11 protein-coding genes are annotated in these 20,867 nt (G+C 44.5%); 4 read left to right on the top strand and 7 right to left on the bottom strand.

Annotated elements, in window-relative coordinates:
* On the bottom strand, positions 1-351 hold the full coding sequence (locus KG118_RS02395) for a cupin domain-containing protein (protein WP_117711095.1): 351 nt from the start codon (positions 349-351) through the stop codon (positions 1-3).
* 61 nt (positions 352-412) lie between these two features.
* Between KG118_RS02395 and KG118_RS02390 the strand changes: the two genes are divergently transcribed.
* The gene (locus KG118_RS02390) at positions 413-2,179 is read left to right on the top strand and encodes a pectinesterase family protein (RefSeq protein WP_117711096.1); all 1,767 of its coding nucleotides are present in this window, start codon (positions 413-415) and stop codon (positions 2,177-2,179) included.
* A gap of 10 nt (positions 2,180-2,189) precedes the next feature.
* Positions 2,190-3,509 carry an acetylxylan esterase gene (locus tag KG118_RS02385; RefSeq protein ID WP_117711097.1) on the top strand — a complete coding sequence of 440 codons (1,320 nt, stop codon included), beginning with the start codon at positions 2,190-2,192 and terminating at the stop codon, positions 3,507-3,509.
* 16 nt (positions 3,510-3,525) lie between these two features.
* Here the strand turns inward: KG118_RS02385 and KG118_RS02380 are convergent, their stop codons facing one another.
* Positions 3,526-4,683 carry a dienelactone hydrolase family protein gene (locus KG118_RS02380; RefSeq protein WP_117711098.1) on the bottom strand — a complete coding sequence of 386 codons (1,158 nt, stop codon included), beginning with the start codon at positions 4,681-4,683 and terminating at the stop codon, positions 3,526-3,528.
* Between the two features lie 78 nt (positions 4,684-4,761).
* On the opposite strand from KG118_RS02380, the gene KG118_RS02375 reads away from it, so the two are divergent.
* Complete coding sequence (locus KG118_RS02375) at positions 4,762-9,234, top strand: hybrid sensor histidine kinase/response regulator transcription factor (protein ID WP_117711099.1); 4,473 nt, start codon at positions 4,762-4,764, stop codon at positions 9,232-9,234.
* A 149-nt stretch (positions 9,235-9,383) separates the two neighbouring features.
* Here the strand turns inward: KG118_RS02375 and KG118_RS02370 are convergent, their stop codons facing one another.
* From KG118_RS02370 to KG118_RS02360, 3 genes are all read right to left on the bottom strand, one after another.
* Positions 9,384-11,159 (bottom strand): RagB/SusD family nutrient uptake outer membrane protein, encoded by a 1,776-nt coding sequence (locus KG118_RS02370; RefSeq protein ID WP_117711100.1) that lies wholly within the window; start codon positions 11,157-11,159, stop codon positions 9,384-9,386.
* A gap of 21 nt (positions 11,160-11,180) precedes the next feature.
* A complete protein-coding gene (locus KG118_RS02365; RefSeq protein WP_117711101.1) occupies positions 11,181-14,408 on the bottom strand; it encodes a SusC/RagA family TonB-linked outer membrane protein in 3,228 nt (1,075 codons plus the stop codon).
* Between the two features lie 225 nt (positions 14,409-14,633).
* Positions 14,634-15,878, bottom strand: a complete 1,245-nt coding sequence (locus KG118_RS02360) for a VapE domain-containing protein (protein WP_117711243.1) — start codon at positions 15,876-15,878, stop codon at positions 14,634-14,636.
* 332 nt (positions 15,879-16,210) lie between these two features.
* On the opposite strand from KG118_RS02360, the gene KG118_RS02355 reads away from it, so the two are divergent.
* Entirely contained in the window at positions 16,211-16,849 is a 639-nt protein-coding gene (locus tag KG118_RS02355) for an HU family DNA-binding protein (protein ID WP_117711102.1), read from the top strand.
* A gap of 131 nt (positions 16,850-16,980) precedes the next feature.
* Here the strand turns inward: KG118_RS02355 and KG118_RS02350 are convergent, their stop codons facing one another.
* Together KG118_RS02350 and KG118_RS02345 are read right to left on the bottom strand one after the other, a co-directional pair.
* A complete protein-coding gene (locus KG118_RS02350; protein WP_117711103.1) occupies positions 16,981-18,771 on the bottom strand; it encodes a hypothetical protein in 1,791 nt (596 codons plus the stop codon).
* Between the two features lie 15 nt (positions 18,772-18,786).
* On the bottom strand, positions 18,787-20,856 hold the full coding sequence (locus KG118_RS02345) for a RagB/SusD family nutrient uptake outer membrane protein (RefSeq protein WP_117711104.1): 2,070 nt from the start codon (positions 20,854-20,856) through the stop codon (positions 18,787-18,789).
* Positions 20,857-20,867: the final 11 nt, after the last annotated feature.

Genomic DNA, 20,867 nt, shown 5'->3' with positions numbered 1-20,867 from the left:
TTACATCTCTTTCAGGAAATCAGTTCTCATAGGACTAAAGCAGTCGATAAGTATACCGGCTTCCAGACAAGTACAGCCATGTTCGGCATCCGGTTCGATATAAACGCCGTCGCCAGCTGAAACAATTTGTTTTTCGCCATTGACGGTGAATTCGAATTTACCGCTTGCCACATAGGTTGTTTGGGTGTGATAATGAGTGTGCGGTGTACCTACTGCGCCTTGCTCAAATTTAACTTTAACGAGCATAACCTGACCGTCATATCCCAAAATCTGCCGAACGACGCCTTCACCGGCGGGTTCCCATGTTTTCTCATTTTCGAAGATAAATGTATTGCTTCTTGTCTTTTTCATTGTGTGAAGGATTATTTTACTTTGGCAAATATACGACATTAAAATAATAAGTTTAAAAACCATGAAAAATAAATTGATTTTGCTTTTAGCGGCGTTTTTTCTGTGTTCGGCTTTTAAGGCAGATAAGCCGCTAATCACCATATTTATGATTGGTGATTCTACAATGGCCAATAAGTCGTTGGTAGGCGGTAATCCGGAAAGAGGGTGGGGGCACGTATTACCCGGTTTCTTTTCTGAGGATATACGAGTGGATAATCACGCTATGAACGGGCGCAGTTCCAAGAGCTTTATTGATGAAGGACGTTGGGATAAAGTACTTTCGCTAATAAAGGAAGGAGATTATGTTTTTATCCAGTTCGGACACAACGATGAGAAACCGAAAGCAGACCGTCATACCGATCCGGGAACAACTTTCGATGCCAACTTGCGTAAGTTTGTCAGTGAAACTCGTGCTAAGGGCGGTATTCCCGTTTTGTTCAATTCTATTGTGCGCCGCAACTTCGGCACAGCCGATAATAAAGCTGTGGCGGAAGCAGTGCTTCAAGATGACATTCGCAAAGGTGTTAATCCTGATGCCAAGAGGGATGCCTCGCAGAAAAACGATGTGAAGGAAGGAGACAAGCTGATTGATACACATGGAGCCTATCTGGATTCTCCGCGTAATGTGGCGAAAGAGTTGGATGTACCTTTTATCGATATGAACAAGCTTACCCATGATTTGGTGGAAGGGCTGGGACCGGAAGAATCGAAAAAACTTTTTATGTGGGTGCCTGCCAATACGATTTCCGCTATGCCTAAAGGGCGCGAAGACAATACACATCTGAATATCTATGGTGCGCGTGTCATAGCCGGAATTACAGTAGATGCCATAGCACAGGCTGTACCGGAACTGGCAAAATATGTCCGTCATTACGATTTTGTGGTAGCTCAAGACGGTAGCGGTGATTTCTTTACCGTGCAGGAGGCCATTAATGCCGTACCCGATTTCCGTAAAAATGTACGTACCACGATATTGGTGCGCAAGGGTGTATATAAGGAGAAACTGATTGTGCCTGAAAGTAAGATTAATATCTCTCTGGTAGGTCAGGAGGGAGCTGTCATATCATATGATGATTATGCTAACAAACCTAATATCTTTGGTGAGAATAAAGGCACTTCCGGTTCATCTTCCTGTTATATCTATGCACCCGACTTTTATACCGAAAATATCACATTTGAGAATACATCAGGTCCGGTAGGTCAGGCGGTTGCTTGTTTTATCAGTGCCGATCGTGTTTATTTCAAGAACTGTCGTTTTCTTGGTTTCCAAGATACACTCTACACCTATGGAAAGGGAGTGCGGCAATACTATGAGGATTGTTATATAGAAGGTACGGTCGATTTTATTTTCGGATGGTCTACGGCGGTATTCAACCGTTGCCATATCCACAGTAAGCGCGATGGGTATGTGACAGCTCCTTCTACGGATGAAGGTCAGAAATACGGTTATGTATTCTACGACTGTAAGCTGACTGCGGATGCAGAGGTGAAAAATGTTTATTTATCCCGTCCGTGGCGTCCTTTTGCTCAAGCCGTGTTTATTCATTGTGATTTAGGGAAGCATATTCTTCCTGCCGGTTGGCATAATTGGAACAAGAAAGATGTTGAGAAAACAGTTTTCTATGCTGAGTATGACAGTTATGGTCCGGGAGCTAATCCTAAAGCTCGCGCAACCTTCTCACGTCAATTGAAAGATATAAAAGGATATGAAATAGAGTCTGTCCTTTCCGGTAACGATGGTTGGAATCCGGTTGCAAACGGTAATGCATTGGTTAACATAAAACGTTGATTGATAAAAAATGGTAAAGAATAAAATAATATCGGGGATTATCATCCTGCTTTTTGGACTTGTATTGCCGGTTGTAGCGGAGAATTATCCTTATCGAAGTGATGTGCTTTGGGTGACTGTGCCTAATCATGCCGATTGGCTTTATCAAACGGGAGAAAAGGCTACCGTAGAAGTGCAATTCTATCAATACGGCATTCCGCAAGACGGTGTAAAGGTAGACTATGAACTTGGCAACGATATGATGCCTTCGGATGCGAAAGGTTCTGTTACGTTGAAGAATGGTAAAGCTGTTGTGGCTATCGGTACGATGAAGCAACCCGGGTTCCGTGATTGCCGTTTGCAAGCCACTATTGGCGGCAAAATTTATAAGCATCATATAAAAGTGGGTTTCTCACCCGAAAAGCTTCAACCTTATACGAAGATGCCGGCTGATTTTGAAGATTTCTGGGAGAAGAATAAATCGGAGGCTTCATCTTTTCCTTTGGCGTATACAAAAGAGCGGGTTGAAAAATATTCTACAGATAAGATAGACTGTTATTTGGTTAAATTGCAGCTTAACAGCCGCGGGCAATGTATTTATGGCTATCTGACCTGTCCCAAAAATATGCAGAAGGGTGCTTGCCCGGTGGTGCTTTGCCCTCCGGGTGCAGGTATCAAAACAATCAAAGCTCCTCTCCGCCATAAATATTATGCAGAGCAGGGTTGCATCCGTTTCGAGATAGAAATACACGGGCTCAATCCGGAGATGTCCGAATCGGATTTTAAGGAAATCAGCAATGCCTTCAACGGCAGGGAAAACGGCTATTTGTCGAACGGATTGGACAATAAGGATAATTATTACATGAAGCGTGTTTATCTGGCATGCGTTCGCAGTATTGATTTTCTGACCTCTTTGCCGCAGTGGGACGGCAAAAATGTTATTGTACAAGGCGGCAGTCAAGGCGGAGCTTTGGCATTAATTACTGCCGGGTTGGATGAGCGGGTGACAGCTTGCGTCGCCAATCACCCGGCTCTAAGTGATATGGCAGGATATAAGGCAGGTAGAGCTGGCGGTTATCCGCACTTCTTCCGAGTAGCGGGGATGGATACAACTGATAAACTGAGTACAATGGCGTATTATGATGTAGTCAACTTTGCACGCCGGATAAAAGCTCCCACTTACCTGACTTGGGGGTACAACGATGATACCTGTCCGCCTACCACCAGTTATATTGTATATAATGTGCTGACTTGTCCTAAGGAAGCTCTAATTACTCCTGTTAACGAGCATTGGACATCCGAAGATACGGAGTACGGGCATTTGGTTTGGATAAAGAAGCATTTGAAATAGCGGTTAGTATTAACCGCTATCTTCTCATTTCTTTATTAAAAAAATCCAGTGTCTCCCTTTGCATCTCTTTATTAAAGAAATGCTTTTCTTCCCAAATTTTGGTTACGAGCCTGCTACCGGCATATTGACTTTCCCATGCCGAGCGCATAGTCCGATATGCGTCTTTTACTCCCTCTATCGGGAATAACTTGTCTTTGGTTCCATTAAAGAAAAGGGCCGGTTTCGGACAAGCGATGCTTGCCGTATGTGGGTAATCCAGATAGCGTCTTAGGTTGGGAATGAGCATGGAGTAGGCTGACCCTCCTTTATTCTGGTTGTTGGTCAGTGTCATTAAATGTTCTGTTGTATTCATCCAGCAGATGGAAGCGGATGCCTTTATGCAGTCGGTCAAAGCGGACAACATCCACGAACGGTAAGCTCCCATGGAGAATCCCAAGCAGCCAACCTTTTCCTTATCCACCATTGGGAGGGAAGCTAAAAACTCAGCGCTTCGTACATCGTCTATGTTGATGAAAGCCCCCCAAGAGGCTCCCATTTGCATAAAATTGGAGGCTAATGCCTGTTGTCCGTCATAACTTACACCTTCCTTGCGTCCGCGTTCTCCCCAAAATAAGGCATCAATAGATAATACCACATAGCCATTCTGTGCGAAATAATCACCTGTATACTGTCCGTCATAGCAACGTGTTACCCAATCCTCGGCATCAGCCGATATTTTAGGTGATACTCCAAAGGGACGGACCATTTTCTCTTTACCAATGGAAAAGTGGGCTCCATGATCATGCAGCATTACGATAGCCGGAAAGGGTCCCTTTCCTTCAGGAACCAATAAATAAGCCGGTATGCGGGACCATTCCGAAATATTGAACCATATTTTGCGTGCTTCGTATCCTGCACGTTGCTCCGTTTCGGCAACAGACATATTGTACTCTTTGGGGGCGGGAGGCATATTTTGCATACACTCCATGACTATATTGCGCGCTTGGCTCCTCCATGCCTCGAAATCTTTTGTACCCGAATTACCCCATGCTTCGGGATAAGTGAGTTGTTGCTTCAGGTACTCGTAAAAAACGGGCATATTCTTTATTACCTCGTAACTTATAGTATCTGTTTGTGCTTTTATGCTCTGATTTACAGTAATAAAAGTAAAAAAAAGTATAACAAATAGTCTCATGCCAATATTTAAAATAAGAACAAAGATACAAGATTTTTCAACAAAATATGTATCTTTACACCACAGAATGAATATATTATGAGGAGAATCTTATATCTGATTGTAAGTTTGCTGTGTGCATTGTCGGTTCAGTCACAAACGGACTGCCTGTTTACCCATTATTCGTCCGAAGAAGGCCTTTCTCAGAATACGGTTATGAGTATTCTGCAAGACAGAAAAGGAAATATGTGGTTTGCTACATGGGACGGTATCAATAAATTCAACGGATATGTTTTCAGAACCTATAAAGCCAAATTTGATAACCGGATAAACTTGACGAATAACCGTGTGGACCATATGTACGAGGATAAGTATGGTTTTCTTTGGTTGCAGACGTACGATAACCAAGTCTATCGCTTTGATACTCGTTCCGAAGTCTTTGAACATGTTCCTGCTACGGAAGAAAAAGGGGGTAGAATTGCCATAACTTCAATAAAAGTATTGCCATGCGGCTCTGTGTGGCTGCTTTCGGAAAATGAAGGAGCTGTTCGTGTAAAGACGGATCCGTCTACTTACCGTATTTCTTCGGAGTGGTACTCCGAAACATCGGGTTTGTTTCCGGCAATGTGCGTGTATGATATTTATGAGGACCATGCCGGTAACGAGTGGATACTGACTGATAATGGGTTGGGAATGCTTTCGGCAGGAAGTTCCAAGCTTGTTTCTTATTTTGTGGAGACAGCGCAGAAGGAAGAAACGAAAGGACAGTATTTTTATGCGGCTCAAGAGTTTGGAAATGAGATATTCTTTGGCTCAGACCATGGGCGGGTATGGCGTTATCAAAAGAAGGACGGACAGTTCGTGTTGTTGCAGTTGCCCGCATCTTCACGGATTGTGGAGATAAAAAAGATAGATGAACAAGATATTTTAATCGTAACGGAAACAGACGGTTTCTTTGTTTATAACGTACCTTCACAGGGGTGGGAGCATTATAAAGCCTCACGTCTTCCAAAGGCGGCAGTCCGTTCTGTCCATATAGACCGGCATTCGGAAATATGGTTCGAACAGGAAGTACCGGGTACTGTTGCCCACTTCAACACGAAAACAAAAGTGCTGAAAACGGAAGTGGTACCGGTGGAGCCAACCAGTACAGACCGTTCACGTCCGGCTTTTCATGTGCACGAAGATATTTATGGAACCGTATGGGTGCATCCTTATGGAGGGGGCTTTTCGCGTTTTGACAGAGAGAGCAATCGCTTGCTGCCTTTCTACAACGGATTGCATGACTCTAACTGGCGGTTCTCCAATAAGATTCATTCGGCTTTCTCCGACAAGCAAGGCAACCTGTGGATGTGTACGCATTCCAAGGGATTGGAGAAAATTACTTTTCGGGCGTCACAGTTCCGTATGATAACTCCGGAACCTCACCGCTATGAATCTTTGAGCAATGAGGTACGTGCACTTTGTGAAGACACCGGACACAATCTTTGGGTGGGGCTGAAGAACGGGAAACTACGTGTCTATGACAAGAACCATTCCGAACGCGGATACTTGACCGATGCGGGAACCATATCCCGTGTGGGCACACCTTTGAAAGGGAATGTCTATTTTGTATATCAAGACAGCAAAGCCAACCTTTGGATTGCCACCAAGGGAGAGGGGCTTGTAAAAGCGGAACCCCAAGGCGAGATGCGCTATAAGCTGACGCGCTATCAATACCGGAAGGATGATATATATAGTTTGAGTGACGATAATGTATATTGTGTATACGAGGACAGCAAGGGGCGTATCTGGGTTGCTACTTTCGGAGGCGGTGTCAATTACCTGACACGCAATCGGGAAGGTGAGGAGATATTTATCAGTCATCGCAACAACCTGAAAGGTTTCCCTATTGACAAATGCCATAAGGTGCGTTTCATAACAGGCGATCATCGGGGATATATATGGATTGCCACCACCATAGGGGCTCTGATGGTAAACGGTGATTTCAAGAATCCCGAAGATGCCGTATTCCATCATTATCTTCGTGTGCAGGATAATATACACAGTTTGAGCAACAATGATGTACATTGGATACTGCCTACCCGTAACAAAGAACTCTATTTGGCCACCTTTGGAGGCGGATTAAACAAGTTGCAGTCTGTAGATGCGGACGGCAATGCGATGTTCAAATCATATTGTGTCAATGACGGCTTGCCCTCGGACATCCTCCTTTCTATCTGTGAGGATAATAAGGGCAACCTTTGGATGAGTACGGAGAACGGTATCAGCAAGTTCATTCCCGGAGAGGAAAGATTTGAGAACTACGCCGATGAGCATAGTTCGTTCCGTATACGCTTTAGTGAAGCAGCTTCGGTTTATACTTCGTGGGGGAATCTTATGTATGGAACGAGTGAGGGTATTTTCTTTTTCAATCCGGATATTACCCGGAAGAGTACCTATATTCCGCCGTTGGTACTTTCTAAATTATTGGTATCGAACGAAGAAGTGCTTCCGGGTGCAAACTCTGTGCTTCAACAAAGTCTGGATGACACCCGCGAGTTGAAGCTCTCCCATGAAGAGAATATTTTCACCATTCAGTTTGCGGCGCTCGACTATACCGAGCCCGCTGAAATCCAGTATGCCTATATTCTGGAAGGCTTTGAGAAGTCATGGAATAACGTCGGCAAGCAACGGATGGCTACCTATACCAACCTGCCCAAAGGACATTATGTGTTTAAGGTTCGTTCTACCAATGCCGAGGGTGTGTGGACGGAAAATACTCGTCTGCTTGATATAGAGGTACTTCCTTCTTTTTGGGAAACTCCTTTTGCCTATTTCTTGTATGTGTTGTTTGTGGTGCTGATTATTGTGACGGCTGTCTATATTCTGTTCACAATCTATCGTCTGAAGCATGAGGTGTCCGTGGAACAGCAAATGACAAACATGAAACTGCGCTTCTTTACGGACATTTCGCATGAATTGCGTACTCCTTTGACCTTGATATCCGGCCCGGTGGAGTATGTGCTGAACAATGCGCAGTTGCCGGAGGATGCCCGTGAACAGCTGCAGGTTGTAGAGCGAAATACAAACCGTATGTTGCGCCTGATTAATCAGATATTGGATTTCCGGAAGATTCAGAACAAGAAGATGAAAATGCAGGTACAACGCATCGAGGTGGTGGCATTTACTCGTAAGATTATGGAAAACTTTGATTCCGTAGCCGAGGAGCATCACATTGATTTCTTGTTTGAGACGGAGAAATCCGAACTCTATCTGTGGGTGGATGTCGATAAGTACGAAAAGATAATCTTCAACCTGCTTTCCAATGCTTTCAAGTATACTCCCAATGGAAAGATGATTAAGATGTTCATCCATGAAGACGAGGATACTGTTTCCATTGGCGTGCAGGATCAGGGTATCGGCATTGCCGAGAACAAGAAAAAGTCCATCTTTGTCCGTTTTGAGAATCTGGTAGACCGTAATCTGTTTAATCCGAGTACGGGTATCGGCTTGTCATTGGTGAAGGAATTAGTGGAAATGCATAAGGCCCTGATTTCGGTGGACAGCAAACTGGGCGAAGGCAGTTGTTTCAAGGTAGACTTTCAGAAGGGTAAAGAACATTATGATGATTCGGTGGAATTTATGCAGGATGATGTAACGGTCGGTCTGGAAGTTCACCGGCAACAAGTGGAGGATACGGACGAAGCGGTTTTCTCACAATCGGTAACAGAAGAAACAGTACAAGGCAACGGAGAAGTGGAAACGCCCAAAGGACTGATGCTTTTGGTAGAAGACAATTCGGAGTTACGTATATTCCTGCGGAGCATATTCTCCTCCAAGTACCGCATCGTAGAGGCTGCCGATGGTATGGAAGGTTGGAGCAAAGCCTTGAAGTTCCTGCCTGATATAATCATCAGTGACGTGATGATGCCGGAGAAAGACGGTATAGCCATGACCCGTGAGTTGCGTGCCGATATGACTACCAGCCATATTCCTATTGTGTTGCTTACAGCGAAATCCTCCATTGAAAGCAAACTGGAAGGGTTGGAATACGGGGCCGATGATTATATAACGAAACCATTCAGCGCTACTTACCTGAAGGCGCGTGTCAAGAACTTGCTTGCCCAGCGGCAGAAGTTACAAACGCTGTACCGTCAGGATTTGATGTCCGCGGGAGTGGCTGTGCCCGTTCCCGGCGAGCAAACGGAAGAAAATGTAACGGCTGGTTCTGAGACAGACAAATCTCCGTCAATGTCTCCCAACGACCGTAAGTTTATGGACAAACTCGTTGATTTAATGGAGAAGAACATGGATAATGGCGATTTGATAGTAGATGATTTTGTGCGGGAACTGGCTGTCAGCCGTTCTGTCTTCTTCAAGAAGCTGAAAACCCTGACCGGTTTGGCACCTATCGAGTTCATCAAGGAAATGCGTATCAACCGTGCTGTCCAGCTGATAGAAACAGGGGAGTACTCCATGACGCAAATCTCCTATATGGTGGGTATCAACGATCCGCGTTATTTCAGTAAATGCTTTAAACAGAAAATGGGAATGACACCGACCGAGTATCGGGATAAGGTGCTGAAATAAGCTGCTGTTTCGTAACTAAAAATAGAGGGACACCATATTCGTGGTGTCCCTCTTTCTTGCAAAGAATGTCTGTTTTAAAATCTCCCGATCTTACTTACAGACCGTGTTCTTTCTTTATCAAGATTATCTATGAGAGTCGAAAATCGCAATTAATATCCGGGATTTTGGTCCTCCATAGTCAGCTGCTCATTGGCATCAATGGCAGCCTGCGGGATAGGCCATAATAATTTTTCACCTATGGCGATAGCTGCAGAACCTTTCAAATGCGGGTTATACAGATTATTGTACTCTATGAGTTTGCCCATACGGCGGAGGTCCATTCTGCGATAACCGTTACCATACATTTCACAAGCTGATTCTTTGAGAATAACATCCAAATCAACAGAGGGAGCATCAGGCAAACCGGCACGTTTGCGGACACTGTTCAAGCGGGCAAGGGCTTTCGGGTCGTTTAGTTTGTAGTAAGCCTCGGCAGCTACAAAAAACATTTCAGGAAGTGTGATTATGTGCAGGTCGCGAAAACTCTTTCCGGCATCGTAGGATGCTATGGCAGAGTCATCGAATTTACGGCAAGGCATTACGGCCCAACTCCATTGCTGTGCTGTGGCAAAGTCATACTTTGTGATGATTCCGTTGGGGTATTCTTTTAAGTCTTCCGTATAATTACTCATCGGCTCCATACCAGCTGTTAGCTCATTTTGCGGGATTATGAAAGCATGGGCGCGGTTTGTCGGATCTTCATTACGCCACGCGGCTACGGAAGCTTCATCACATTCCCAATAAGCGGGGTAGTAAACGCCTACCATTTTACCTTGAGCAGTGTTTCCGTTACTATAGAAGGCAAAGTAATCGCCGATGGGCTTTCCGTCTTCTTTGAATCCGGTGGCATTGTCGCCCCAGTATTTCTTTACGAGCAACGTCTTCATGAACGTGGCATCATAACGTTTGTCACCTTTTTCAAAGTATCTCAGTGTGTGCATATAGGGGATGTATCGGGAATCTCCATTTTTCATGCCTTCTTCCGAACCACCGTAGTAGCCGGAGTAGAGGGATTGCCAGCGGTTACCTACATTCTGGTCGTGTGCAGTTTCGTAGTCATATTCCACGTCGAAGATGAATTCCGCGTCATCGTCCCCTGAACGGTCTGCCGCCCATAGTTTGGCGAATTCTGTTGTCAATGAACGTCCGTTAATCACTTCATCGGCAAGTTTGGCAGCTTCTGTAAAGTAAGAGTTGTTGTTCAAATCCCATGCAGCGGAAAGATAGGTCTTGGCAAGCAATGCTTTGGCTGCCTCTATACTGGCTTCACCGCCTCCTTTGGTTGCTGAAGAGGCTACTAACTTGTTGTTACTGATGATGTCCTTCAAGGTGTTGATGATGTGGTTGTACACAGCCTCGGCAGTGGCTCTCGGATAGCCTTTGACGGCTGTACTGGCATATTCGGTAATCAGGGGTACACCGCCATAGTTGTTCACTAACAGATAGTAGAACAATGATTCCACAAAGCGTCCTTCATCTATCGCTTTCTGCTTTATCTCGTCACTCACTGTGGCGTTGGGGGCATAGTACTGTATGGCAAGGCAAGAGCGTAAACCGTCATAACAAGTAGTATAGAAGTCTTCCACAATACCGTTTTCAGGGGTGAAGTTGGACCAGCGGTGCAAGGCTGCATCGTTGTCTTTACGTCCGTCTTGATACATATCTGTGCCGGAGTTGAAGTAGGTTGTCACATCGCTGCTGTTGAATATGGCATCAAGTTGTCCGTATGCGTCATTAACCAATGACTGGAAACCGTCGGCTGTGGCAAAGTACTCTATGTCGGTCACAGAACTTTTATTGTCAGGAGTCAGGAAGTCGTCGCATCCTGTCAATGTGATGGAAGTTGCCATACACATTGCATATAGTAATCTTTTATATGGTTTCATATCTTTAGAATGTTTATAGATTTAGAATTTGATATTTGCACCGATTTGGTAGGTTACGGAAGCCGGACCGCCGTCAACCAATGAAGCGCTGGCCCATTCCGGGTCGAAGCCTTCATAGTCGGTGAAGCAGAAGGGGTTGAGTACATTGACATAGAGACGCAGGTGCTTGATGGCAAGTTTGCTGGTCCATTGTTTCGGGAAGGTGTAGCCCAATGTAATGTTTTTCACCTTGACGAAAGAGGTCTTATGGTATCTGACGGCTGTGCTGCTTTTAGTGAAGTAGTTTCCGCCCGTTTTGTCTGTATTATTGGGGTAGGGACAGCTGCCATAGTGAGTTGTGGCTTGTGTAGTCACGTCACCGGTCACGGGATCAAGTACCGGAGTACCGGCAGGAATATAATAGTCAAAACTCATCTTTTGACGGCCACGGTCGCTGTAGTCCATATATTGTTCGTGGAAGTAGCTGCGTGACCATTGTCCCTGTTTGGTGTAAAGCATGAAAGAGAAATCAAAACCTTTATATGCCATGCTCGAACTTAAGCTTCCGGTCCAAGTGGGATCCGTACAGCCAAAGATTTGTTTGTCATCGTCATTGATTACTCCGTCATCGTTCCAATCGTTTACAGCCATTTGACCTTCATACCATTTCAATTTGTTCTTGCTCTTGGGACCGAATGTGTCGTAAACCTCTTGCAGAGTGTAATGGCGGTCACCATTGATGGTATGCATTGTTACACCCTGGTCTGTAATGACGCCTGCAGGCGTGTAGTCACGCAATACATTTAACCGCTCGCCGATGAACCAGTTCTTGGAAATGTCATCGCCGTTTGGCAATTCTTTGATTTTGCTCCAGTTGCGTGCAAATGATACGTTTACATCCCAAGTGAAGTTCTGGTTGCGAATAACGCCAAAATTCAACCCTAATTCGATACCGGTGTTTTGTACAGAACCGATATTGGTAGTGATGGAGCTTTCACCGGTTTCGATGGGGACGGTGGCTTTCATAATCTGCCCGTCGGATAAGCGGCGATAAGCGTCAGCAGTTACGTTGATGCGGTTTTGTAATACGGCAAAGTCCAAACCGAAGTTGAATTCTTTAATCTTCTCCCAAATAAGGTTTTTGTCTACCAATCCGTTGGGGTAGTAGCCTTGTAACTCTTTACCGTTGATGGTTACGTAAGACGGACCGGCAGCTGAAGAGCTGGTCACATAATCACCTACATTGTTGTTACCTGTAATACCGTAAGAAAGGCGTAGCTTCAAGTTATCCAGCCATTCTACGTCTTTCAGGAAGTCTTCTTCCGAAGCGCGCCATGCCACAGCTGCGGAGGGGAACCAGCCCCAACGGTTGTTTTTGGCAAAGCGTGAAGAACCGTCAGTACGTACGGTTACGGTAGCCATATAGCGTTCTTTATAGGCGTAGTTTACACGGGCAGCGACAGAAACCAATGATGATTCCGTATACGAAGAAGCGATATCTTTTGTTCCGGAACCTTTACCCATAGCATAAAATGAGAGCTTGTCATCCGAGATGTCCGTTACGCCTTGTGTATATTGCTCTTTGTCTGATTTATACAGAGAGAATAATCCCATAGCGCCGATACGGTGGTCTCCGAACGTTTTTGTAAAGTCAATCTGGTTATCCCAAGTCCAGTCCAAACGGTCTGTGTTGGTAACAGTGGCTTCGTTGTATTTCTTCTTCTGATACCAAGCAGTACCCAGTGGATATTTCTCAGAGACACCTGTACCCATGAAGACACCTTGACGGCCGTGGTAGAAGTTGGGTGAGAACGTGGTTGTGAATTTCAGCCCTTCCATGAGGTTGAAGCGCAAGTAAGCATTACCGAATACATGGAATTTGCGAGTCGTGTTTTCGTATGCGTCTATCTCAAAGTCAACGAGGGGCGAAGGCGTGGAAGTCAAAGACATCTTTCCTACTTTTGCCGGAATGGCGAGTAAATTTCCGTCTTCATCCCAAGGAGAAACTACGGGAGCAAACCAGAATGCGTTGTTGTAGGGGGAGTAGGTATTTGAACCGTCGGTAAACCAGTCGTTCTGTACGTCATAAACCAAATTGACAGACATACCGGCTTCTACCACCTTGTTCAGTTTACTGTCGAACGCACCTTTGATGTTGAAACGGTTGTAGTCGTTTTTCTTGAATACATTTTCTTCACCTTGATAACCTACGCCTAAGCGATAGTTCGTTTTTTCAGAAGCGCCGCTGGCACTAATGAAGTGGTTTTGTTGGGAAGCAGTGCGCAGAACCTGACCGGCCCAATCATAACTTTCATTGCTCATCCATCTGTCGTGAAGGGGAGAGTTTTTCCAGTCTGTTCCGTTTTGGAATACGGATTGCAGGTCACCGTCCGTAATGGTATAGTCGATAGTACCGTCTGCGTTAGGACCACTGGTAGTAGTATAACGTGCGAACCGGTAGTTCATCCATTCTGTAGATTCCATAAACTCCGGCATACGGGCTACCTTGCGGATGCCATAATAACCATCGTATGTGATTTCTACCGGTTGTGCCTTGTTCTGTCCTGCACCTGCGCCCTTTGTGGTAATAAGAATTACACCTTCGGAAGCGCGGGAACCGTAGATAGCAGTAGAAGAAGCATCTTTCAGTACGTCGATACGTTCGATATCTTCGGAGTTCAAGAAGTCGATGGATGAAACCACCATGCCATCTACTACATAGAGAGGTCCGCTTGAATTATTGATGGATGATTGTCCGCGGATTTGCATACTGAATTTACCATTGGCACGGCTGTTGGTTGCTGTGATATTGACACCCGGAACTGAACCCTGCAAAGCGTCTTCTACACGAAGTGCACCGCGAGCGGCCAACTTATCAGAGGAAACAGAGGCTAAAGAACCCGTTACGTCTGTTTTCTTCATAGTACCGTAACCTACAACCACTACCTCGTCCAATGCTTGCGCATCTTCTTTCAGCGTGACTTTGATGTTACTCTGGTTGCCGACAGTAACAGTTTGCGAGATATAACCGATAAATGATACCTGAATTTTGGCGTTGGGCTGTACGCCTTGAAGTTTGAATTTACCGTCGATGTCGGTAATCACACCATTGGTAGTTCCTACTTCCAATACATTTGCACCTATTACAGGTTCGCCCGTACCATCTATGACAGTACCCGAAATCTGGCGACCTTGTGCAAAAGCGACTAAACACAACATACTCAGTGACAGAGTAGCTAATGCCCTTTTGGCAAGTCTTTTTAAATCCATAAGTTTGTTTTTTATAGTTATTAAATATAAAAGGTTAACATCTATTGTGAGGTGTTTCCCTCTGTTATCGAACACAAACGTAATAGATTGTTAATAAATAGAAGATTATTTTTTGGTATTCTTTGTGGAAAAATTGATTTTTAACGAGAAACTCAGATTTGCAAGACACCCCTTACACACTTCTGCATCCCTTTATTTATCGGACTTTACGGGTGGAACCATTGTTCAGACGAGTTGCACTACCGGATAAACGTTACCGTAACGTCCGCGCTTGCGTACGAATCCAGCCGGAGATAGCAGTTGCGCGAAACTGTTAGGATTTACTCCTCGCATGGCAGCGGGATTCTGTTTTTTCAATGCTTTGAATATATCGGCGGCAGAAAGATTATGAACCATCTCCTTAGTGTCTTTTTCGGTGGCAGGGCGAAAGCATGAAAAGAGTACTTCATCCGTCATATTACGACGTTGGAACGTACGGTTGTGTTCTTGCAGTTCCTGTTCTTCTTCGGCGGTAAACCAATAGCGGGCTCCATTCGAGAGTTCCTGTTTGAGCTGTGCATAGATTTGTTTATGTTCGATGTGGCTGCAATTTATTTTTTCCTTTACCTCTACGCACAGAAAACGGCGGCTGCCTGTCGAATCGGAAAGCAGGTCGAAGCGGTTGCTTGTGCCGATGAAAGAAGCGATGCGGGGCAGATTGCGAAAATTCCTTTGGTATGCCTTGCATAGGTTCAAGTCTGCCATTTGCATCAGGTTCTTGAGCAGGGGCATTTTTCCGATAGAGTATTTGTCGAACTCGTCGAGGTTTAGCAGTCCCATTTCCGACATTTTGCGGGTGACATTGCTTCGTGAGGTGAGCTCTACCTCATCCGAATAGTAACGGGACAGGCTGTCGGGCATCAGGCTTTTGCAGAAGGTGGATTTCAGGCAGCCCTGCCGGGTGCTGACGAGAAGGGGAGCTACACTGTTGGCATGCTTTCCGGTTTTTCCGGTCCATTGTGCGGCCAGTCCGAGCATCCATATGTGGAAGCCGTTTATCCAGAATGGCTCGGAAGAGATGCGGCGTGCCAGTTTGCCAATCCGGTCAATGCCGTCCCAAACGGGGAGCCGGTCGAAGTAAAGTAAGAAGGGGTGATATTCTTGTACGTTTTTAGAGAATAGATAGCGGCTGATGTCTTTATCCCAACAAAGGATACCCTGTGCATGGGCTTCAAGGCACAGGGAGTTCAGTTCGCGCTTACCTATCGGTGTGAATATTTCATGTGTGCTGTCACTGAGACGGTATTCGGTTTCTTCTGTCAGCATATTGTAGCGAAAGTCGTAGGTGACTTGCAGAAAGCGGTTCACTTGCTCTGTCAGGCTGACCGGATGATGCTTGGCGGGTGATTTTTGTTCGAGGAATTTTCTTTGATGTCCGTTTCTCCAATCTCTTATTAAGAAAGAGATAAATTTCATAATGCTGTTTTCCATCATATAAATTGTTTTTATTAATTGTTTTGTGTCACGAAGTTACTATCGGCAAACCTCCTTTTGCAAGCCTTTTCCGTACTATTTTCGCTTGTAGCGCCGAACAACTCAAACCCTTGTTTTATTCTATTTTCAACGTAGGATAGCCTGTTTTTCCTCGTAGTAAAATAGGATGTTGACAGTAGTAAACAGGTCTATTTATATCTGTCAACGTATCTGTTTACATTTGTCAACAGGTCTGTTGGCAGTAGTCAGCATTCATTTATTCTTATAGGAATAATAGATTATCTCATGGGAAAACACTAACTTTACACAGTATAAATAAATACTGCACTATGGCAATTCATTTTGAATGGTACGAGAATCCGGTACCGCCGAACCGACCGGACGAGAAAAAGCTCCATGCGCGCATTACGCTCAATGGAAAGATAGGAACGGACTATGTGAGGCGCAGGATTCAAGAACGTTGCTCACTGACGGAAACGGATGTAACGTCTGTGCTCGATGCCTTGTCGCATATACTGGGCGAAGAGTTGGGCGACGGACGCCAAGTGCATTTGGACGGGATAGGCTATTTCCATCCTACGCTGAAATGTGTAGAGGAGGTGACGGCAGATACGAAACGTAAAAACACGAAAGTTCGTCTGAAAGGTATCAAGTTTCGTGCCGACCAAGCATTGAAGAACGAGATAGGGGTTGTGAAGCTTAAGAATATCAAGCATAACGGACACTCCCGTAAGCTGTCGGACGTGGAAATAGATATGCGCTTGCGGACGTATTTCGCCGACTACCAGCTGATGACGCGAGCCGACTTCCAGCAGATATGCGGATTTATGAAGTCGAAGGCGATGGAACATATCCGAAGGCTGAGGACGGAAGGCAAAATACGGAACATCGGAATACCTACACAGCCTGTGTATGTGCCTGTGGCGGGATATTACGGGGTGAGCAGGGACAGGATTGTGAGGCAGTGATGCTGATGTGGGTTCCACCCGCAAAGCCCGACGGATAGGGGGGTGTGGAAGGTGGAAGGGGGGACTGATGTATAAAAAGTAAGGGTTGGCTTCAAAGCCAACCCTTACTTTTTATAGTTTTAGGTGTTTAGTTATTGTAACCATTTGGAAGCGCCGATACCGTCTTCACCAATGACACCAATAACTTTGAAGTCTCCGTTTTCGGGGTCTTGCCACAAAGATTTCTCATCAAAATCTAAGGGAAGAAGACCATCAAGAGGATATGTCTTTCCAGCAAAATCAGTCCATGTAAAGTTTGTTTTATAGCTACTCTTCACTGAAAATGTTGTATTGGATGCTTTGTCAACAAAGACAGAACCTTTAATACCAGGTGTAAAAGTTCTGATATTTCCTGCTTTATGATTATCAGTCCACATAGAAGGACCGAATAATGTGTTGCTTATATTTATATTGACTTCATTTTTATCAGTACGGAACAATGGGAGTTTTTGGTCTTGCTCATTTTCTACTGGTGCGTAGCAGAATGTACAATTAGTGATATTAATGGTAGGGGGATTTTTTGTTTTACGCACATCTATGAGCATACAAATATTATAGATTGTGCAGTCTTTAAATGTGATTTCTTGCCAGTCTGCACCCTTATCTGCATTTGTAACAACTCCTTGTTCACCAACGCCATTAATCATGCACTCCTCAAATACTATTTTTGTAAAGTTGTCGTTTGATGTTTGCCCGCGTACAACACCACGAAAACCTTTTATATTACATCCTTTAAAAATGAGTTCTTTAATTGTTGAGTTTGAGCCATTAGGGTTAAAAATTTGGTTACCTGATAGATTTTTGGGAGTGTTATTATAAGTAACAATATAATCTATGCCTAAATCTTCACCTTCGGTAATAACTTTCTTTCCGCAAAAGTCAATATTGGAAAATTGTATTTTTTCTATTGTACCACTACCTTTCATTCCTGCACTTAAGACAATACGCGCATTTTTGCCTAAAGTTGGTCCTGTCATGAATGAAATAGAATTGGAGAATTCAAACTCTTTTTCAATTTTATAATCAGTTCCACCTGCAAGTATAACTCCCATACCTTCTGTGATAGTAGCCCAGAACTCTTTGTCTTGGAATAAGACTTCAGGATCTACGTCCGGTTGATTGCGTAAGTCCACATATCCATTAGGGAACAGCTCTCCAAAATCCGGTGTAGTTGTTGTTGTTGTGCTCAGCTTACCTGCATACGTTGAGTTATCCAGTATCTCGTCATCTTTGTAAGCATAAAAAGTGTACTTCGTTTCGGGACTCAGATTAAAGATATCTTTATATCCGGCATTAAGTTCTGCTTCAGATACCAATTCTATACGTGCGGTAGTTTCGCTACCATCTTCTCCCTCGGCTCTTGTTGCTGCATCGGGAGCGGTAGTTTCAGTTACAACTTTAATGGCCTTGATGATATCGGCATTGGAGCCGCTGGCCTCTTTCCAACTGATACGTACTGCATTGTCAATGGCTTTAGTTCCTGACAAGCGAGAGATGTAAGCAATGTTTGCATCCAGAGTCTGGTATTGTTCGGACTCTTTGCCTATGCCTTTACATTTAATCTTCACCATGTATTTCTCGTCCCAGTTCAGCCCTTCGAAAGTGTAGGGGGAAGTTTGACAAGAAACTTCCGACAGGAGTTCGTAGGTATTGTTGTCTTGGTCGTCTGTACCGGTTACCCGATACAGTTCCAACACATAGTCTGTAGCTCCTTTGATGTTTTCCCAAGTAGCTACCAGATTATTGTTTTTCACTTCCAGTGATGTTACCGGACGAAACAGACGAGGAGCTTCACCGAGGGAGTCATCATCGCTACATGCGGTAAAGGTGTAACTTGCTGTCAACGCAAGAAACATGATTGATATATATTTCTTGATTTTCATAATACTGCTGTTTTTTTATTTGTTACGGATTGCATAACCATCGTTAGATAATACACCACCCGATGACATGATACGGTCTGACGGGATAGGGAATACATAAGGAGTCACTTTGGTTCTCAAGCTTGAGATGTCTTCTGTTCCTGTCACCAATACACCTGCGGTCAAACCATACCAAGAAGAAGTGATTTTTTCGTTTACCACACCTTTCTTTATGGGATCTCCGGCTTCATCCTTTCCGTAAGCTTGATTGGTTTCAGGGTCTTTCTCGCTGACACTGATAAACCCGTCTACGAAACTTACATATTTCAGACCTTCGTATGTAGCACCTGCGTCTTTGATATCATCGTCTTTCAGGCTTTCTGCTTCTTTGTAAGGACTCTCGGAACGGTCGTAATATGTAGTGTACAAGTTGCTGTTACCGGCTTCGAATACGACTTTACCTTCCTGATATTTGAAGTAGAGACGTGATGCAATGTTCTTGGCTTCTACCGGTTGGTTTTTGTCGTAAATCAGTTCGCCCCCTTCCAGTTTCAACTGTTGATAGTTGATGGCAATGTCGCGCATCCATTCTATTGTATTTACGATAGCGTCACTGTAGTAGTTCCAACGGATAAGGTCGAATTTGCGGATATTCTCACCACCGAATTCCCAAGCTCTTTCATTGATGATGGCTTGCTTAAATGCGTCATGATCTGTCAAAGCATTGATGTAATTGTCTACTTGGGCAGTTTTGTCGGAAGCATTGGCAAATGCGCGCTCGCGTACTCGTTTCAGCATATCTTTGGCTGTTTGTGTAGGGGCATTATTAATCTCATTTTCAGCTTCTGCCAGCAACAGCAGGACGTCTGCATAGCGCAAGATAGGCCAGTTGATACCTGTACCTTTGCTCTCTGTGGCTGTCACCAAATCCAGACGGCACCATTTTGCGGGTTGTACGCTGAATCCGTCTACTGCATTCTGCTTATTGTCGTACAGCCAGCGATAGTTGGCACATGTGGCAGACAGGCGTTGGTCTGTAGGGGCAAAAGAACAAGCATAACTCGGAGTTAAGTTGGTATAAGTAGTACCTGAACCTTTGGAACTGTTTACTACACTTAAACCATGACACCAGCCTATATCACCGCCAGAGTTGGTAACGTATCCGAGTTCGAACAATACATCTCCGTTAGCGGGGTTGCAGCCATTGATTTGGTTGTCGAATATTTCTTTGAAGTCTGGATTCAGAGCACGGTCTTTCAGTTTGATGAGTTTAAGTGCATAAGCTTTTGCTACTTTATAATAATCATCGGCTGAAGAAGCTGTCGCTTCATTTCCGTTTTCATCAGTGTAGGTAACGGTATATTCTTCACCGCTTTCTGTGCAGCGTGCCATTGTTCCGTCTGCTTGCATAGAGTAGCCTGCACGGAACATAGCCAGCTTGGCAATAAAACCTAATGCAAATTCACGGTTCATATATTCCACACCGATTTCATTGCTCCATTGCATATCTTCTTCGATGTTGATAAGGTCTTGGATACAATGTGTATAAATAATGTTCTTGTCAGTGCGCGGATCGTTATGCATTTCATCTTTAGTTGACGGTGTTGTGGCAAAAGGTACGTCTCCCCAAAAGTTGCACAATATCCAGTACCAATAGGCGCGCAGGCAGTAAGCCTCTCCGAGGAGTTGCTTCATGTCCTTATCCCCTTCGGTATAACGTTCGCTTGCTTCTATGCCTTTGATACACTGATTGGCAAAGTCGATAGCTTTGTAGGTGTTGTCCCAGCAGTTCAGAATATCACTGAAATATTTCATATTCAATCCCCATACTCCACGACGGTCGGTATTTTCTCTTTGAGCTTTGTTGATGAAACCTACTTCAATATCTGTATTTTGCATCCAGTTGGTACCCATACGTGAGGTGTAGGTATCTTCGCAAAAGTATGAGTAAACGTGAGAGACCATCTTGCGTGCGTCCGTAGGATTGGAACATACGTACGATAAGTCATCTGTGGACAAGGACTCTGTGTCGAGCATATCATCACAAGAGGATGTGAGGAACAGGCCGCAGATTAAAGTTGCTATATATATAAATTTCTTCTTCATGTTTCTTCAAT

The sequence above is a fragment of the Bacteroides propionicigenes genome, from assembly GCF_018390535.1.
In the GTDB taxonomy this organism is placed as follows: domain Bacteria; phylum Bacteroidota; class Bacteroidia; order Bacteroidales; family Bacteroidaceae; genus Bacteroides; species Bacteroides propionicigenes.
Note: the sequence above shows the minus strand (reverse complement) of the source record. Positions and strands in the feature narration are given on the sequence as shown.

What these genes read in the sequence shown, in the direction of transcription:
- KG118_RS02360 (WP_117711243.1), bottom strand. Translation starts at nt 15,878, where the DNA reads ATGGAAAACAGCATTATGAAATTTATCTCTTTCTTAATAAGAGATTGG.
- KG118_RS02375 (WP_117711099.1), top strand. Translation starts at nt 4,762, where the DNA reads ATGAGGAGAATCTTATATCTGATTGTAAGTTTGCTGTGTGCATTGTCG.
- KG118_RS02345 (WP_117711104.1), bottom strand. Translation starts at nt 20,856, where the DNA reads ATGAAGAAGAAATTTATATATATAGCAACTTTAATCTGCGGCCTGTTC.
- KG118_RS02365 (WP_117711101.1), bottom strand. Translation starts at nt 14,408, where the DNA reads ATGGATTTAAAAAGACTTGCCAAAAGGGCATTAGCTACTCTGTCACTG.
- KG118_RS02355 (WP_117711102.1), top strand. Translation starts at nt 16,211, where the DNA reads ATGGCAATTCATTTTGAATGGTACGAGAATCCGGTACCGCCGAACCGA.
- KG118_RS02370 (WP_117711100.1), bottom strand. Translation starts at nt 11,159, where the DNA reads ATGAAACCATATAAAAGATTACTATATGCAATGTGTATGGCAACTTCC.
- KG118_RS02380 (WP_117711098.1), bottom strand. Translation starts at nt 4,683, where the DNA reads ATGAGACTATTTGTTATACTTTTTTTTACTTTTATTACTGTAAATCAG.
- KG118_RS02385 (WP_117711097.1), top strand. Translation starts at nt 2,190, where the DNA reads ATGGTAAAGAATAAAATAATATCGGGGATTATCATCCTGCTTTTTGGA.
- KG118_RS02390 (WP_117711096.1), top strand. Translation starts at nt 413, where the DNA reads ATGAAAAATAAATTGATTTTGCTTTTAGCGGCGTTTTTTCTGTGTTCG.
- KG118_RS02395 (WP_117711095.1), bottom strand. Translation starts at nt 351, where the DNA reads ATGAAAAAGACAAGAAGCAATACATTTATCTTCGAAAATGAGAAAACA.
- KG118_RS02350 (WP_117711103.1), bottom strand. Translation starts at nt 18,771, where the DNA reads ATGAAAATCAAGAAATATATATCAATCATGTTTCTTGCGTTGACAGCA.